The 3,202-nt window shown below is 78.0% G+C and carries 3 protein-coding genes; all 3 read right to left on the minus strand.

The window, feature by feature from the left end:
* Positions 1–99 precede the first annotated feature (99 nt).
* Complete coding sequence (locus AB6N23_RS17860; RefSeq protein WP_412867313.1) at positions 100–822, minus strand: ABC transporter ATP-binding protein; 723 nt, start codon at positions 820–822, stop codon at positions 100–102.
* Positions 819–1,805: an ABC transporter ATP-binding protein gene (locus AB6N23_RS17865; RefSeq protein WP_412867314.1), complete on the minus strand. Its 987-nt coding sequence runs from the start codon at positions 1,803–1,805 to the stop codon at positions 819–821. Before AB6N23_RS17865 ends, AB6N23_RS17860 begins: the two co-directional genes overlap by 4 nt.
* A 120-nt stretch (positions 1,806–1,925) precedes the next feature.
* Positions 1,926–3,202, minus strand: a 1,277-nt coding sequence (locus tag AB6N23_RS17870) for an FtsX-like permease family protein (protein WP_412867315.1), incomplete at its 5' end; no start/stop codon positions are given.

Here is a 3,202-nt window from a genome sequence, read left to right on the forward strand (position 1 = left end):
CCGCGACGGCGTCCGCCGGCCCGGCGGCCGACCCGGCCTGACCGACCCGCCGGTCGACCGGCCGGTCGGCCCGACGCCCCAGCGGTCGGGCCGGCCGGCTCAGTCCTGGACCAGGCGCCCGTCGGCGAGCCGGATGACGCGGTCGGCCAGCGCCACCATGACGGGGTCGTGCGTCGAGACGATCGCCGTCATGCCCTCGGCCTCGACCACCGCGCGGATGAGCGCCATGACCGCGCGGCCGGTCTCGGTGTCGAGCTGGCCGGTGGGCTCGTCGGCGATGAGCAGGCGCGGCGAGTTCGCCAGCGCGCGGGCGATCGCGACGCGCTGCTGCTGGCCGCCCGACATCTGCCCGGGACGCTGACGCGCGTGCGGGCCGAGGCCGACGAGGTCGAGCAGCAGGGCGACGCGGGCCTCGCGCTCGGGGACGGGCGTGCGGCGCATGCGCAGCGGCACGCCGACGTTCTCCGCGGCCGTGAGCACGGGCACGAGGCCGAACGTCTGGAACACGAACGAGACGACGTCGCGCCGCAGCTCGACCAGTCCGCGCTCGTCCAGCGCGGAGACCTCGCGCCCGGCGACGAGCACGCGGCCCTCGTCGGGGCGGTCGAGCCCGCCGATGGCGTTGAGCAGCGTCGTCTTGCCGGACCCGGAGCGGCCCACGATCGCGACGAGCTCGCCGGGGTGCACCTCGATGGACACGTCCGCGAGCGCGTGCACGGCCGCCCGGCCGCTGCCGTACGTGCGCCCGACGTGCTCGACGCGGACGATCGGCCCCTCGGCGGTGGCCGCGCCGGGCGCGGTGGCGGTGGTCGTGGCGGTCATCGGTCGCCCTCCTGCTCGGCGCGGCGGTCGGGGTGGACCTCGACGTGGGACTGCTCGAGCGCGAGCCGCACGCGCCCCACCAGGTCGAGGGTCTCGCGGTACTCGCGCGGCAGCTGCACGCGGCCGGCGCGGTCGAGCACCGCGAACTCCTCGGCGACGACGTGCTCGGTGCCGTCGTCCCGGGTCGCGGTGCGGCGCAGCACCTCCGAGCTCGTGCGCCCGTCGCGGATCGCGACGGTGCGCTGCACGTGCTCGCTGACGCCGGGGTCGTGCGTGACGACGACGACGGTCGTGCCGAGGTCGCGGTTCACCGACCGCAGCGCCTCGAGGACGTCGGCGGACGTCGCGGTGTCGAGCTCACCGGTCGGCTCGTCGGCGAGCAGCACCTGCGGGGAGTTCGCGAGCGCGGTGGCGATCGCGACGCGCTGCTGCTCGCCGCCGGACATCTGCCCGGGCCGGCGGTCGGCACAGTAGCCGACCCCGAGGACGTCGAGCAGGGCCGCCGCGTCGGTCGCGCGCTGCCTGCGCGGCCGCCCGGCGAGCGCCATCGGCAGCGCGACGTTCTCGGCCGCCGTCAGGTACGGGACGAGGTTGCGCGCGGTCTGCTGCCACACGAACCCGACCATGCTGCGCCGGTAGCGCACGCGGTCCCGGGCGCTCATCGTCATGAGGTCCCACGGCCCGACGCGCACGCGCCCGGCCGTCGGCACGTCCAGGCCCGACAGCACCGACAGCAGCGTCGACTTGCCGGAGCCGGACGCCCCGACGACCGCGACGAGCTCGCCGGACTCGACGAGCAGGTCGAGGCCCTGCAGCGCCTGCACCTCGATGCCCTCGGACTGGTAGATGCGCACGAGCGACTCGCACACGATCAGCGCGGTCCGCCCGAACTCCTCGGGGCGGCGGCGCGCCTGCTCCTCCAGCGCCGACAGCGCCGTCGGCGCGGGTGCCCGTTCCACGCTCAGCTGGTCCACGGCGTCCATGCCGGCTCCTCCCTCGTCCCTGACTGGTCCCTGCCCGTCCGGCGTGCGTCGGTCACCGCGGCCCCCTCGTCCCGGTCCCGCGTCGACGACACCGCGTCGCCCGCCCCACGTCGTCCGCGCTCACCGCTCGCCCACCCGGAGCACCTCGCCCAGCCGGTCCCGCCGGCGCACGGCCTGCTCGACCGCGACGGCGACCGTCAGGGCGACGAGCAGCGCTGCCGCCGCCACGAGCACCGGCCACGCCGTGGGGACCAGGCGCGCGTCGCCCGGCTCGCCCGTGAGCCACGGCAGGCCGAGCGCGTCCGCGACCAGCCACGGCACCGCGAGCCCGATGAGCGTGCCGCCCACCAGGCCGCCCAGCACGAGCGGTGCGAGCTCGCCCAGGGTCGCGGCGCGGGCGGTGCGCGCGTCGAGGCCCAGGGTCCGCAGCGTGGAGAGGGTGCGCCCGCGCTCGCGCGCGGTGGCGACGACGACGAGGACCAGCGCGAGCACGAGCAGGAGCGCCAGCACCCCCACGCCCAGCACCTGCATGGTCAGCAGGGACGACGTCAGCGGTGCGGACGACCACGCCGCCCACCAGCCGTCGCGCGTCGTCGTGACGATCCCGGCGACCTGCGCGGGCGGCAGCGTGAGCGCGTCCACCGCCGCGGCCGCACCCGGTCCCGTGACCCACGCGCGGTCGGGAGAGGGCACCGTGACGCCGGCCGCCGCGAGGGCGGTGCGGTCGACGACGACGAGGCCCTCGTCCTCGCTCTCGACGGGGAAGGCCGCGCGGGCGTCGAGCGGCGGCGCGCCGCGATCGGCCTCGAGCTCGGTCGTGCCCCGCACGTCGAGGGTGACGGAGCCGAGCGGCAGGGTCACGGTCGGCGGGCCGGCGTCGCCCGCCTCGGCCGTGCGCGTGCGCAGGGTCGCGCTGACCAGCGCGGGCACCGACCCGGCGGGCGCGTCGACGGACGGCGTCGCGAGCGCGGCGAGCCCGTCGTCGACCGGCAGGCCGCGGGCCGCGCGCGCCTGCGCCCACGCCGCGGCGTCGACCGCGAGCACCGTGGCGGACAGGCCGGACCCGGCGTTGTACCCGCGGGCGGGCATCTGCACCGCCAGGGCGACGGCGTCGACGCCCGGCGCGTCCGCCACGTCCTCGAGCGCGGCGACGCCGAGCGGCGTGTCGAGGCGCCCGTCGAGGCGCGCGTCGGCGCCCACCTGGACGTCGGCGGCCCGCTGCTGGCCGACCTGCGCCGAGTGCGCCAGGACGCCCGACAGGACGACGAGCGCGACCGCGACCGTCACCGCGAGCAGGGGCGTCAGCGCCGTGGCCGCGCCCTGGGCGCGCGCGACGGCGAGCGGCGCGGCGAGGCCCCGCGAGCGGGCGGCGAGCCGGCCCGTGGACCGCACCACGG

The sequence above is a fragment of the Cellulomonas pasadenensis genome (assembly GCF_047229365.1).
Classification (GTDB): Bacteria; Actinomycetota; Actinomycetes; order Actinomycetales; family Cellulomonadaceae; genus Cellulomonas.

What these genes read in the sequence shown, in the direction of transcription:
- AB6N23_RS17860 (WP_412867313.1), bottom strand. Translation starts at nt 822, where the DNA reads ATGACCGCCACGACCACCGCCACCGCGCCCGGCGCGGCCACCGCCGAG.
- AB6N23_RS17865 (WP_412867314.1), bottom strand. Translation starts at nt 1,805, where the DNA reads ATGGACGCCGTGGACCAGCTGAGCGTGGAACGGGCACCCGCGCCGACG.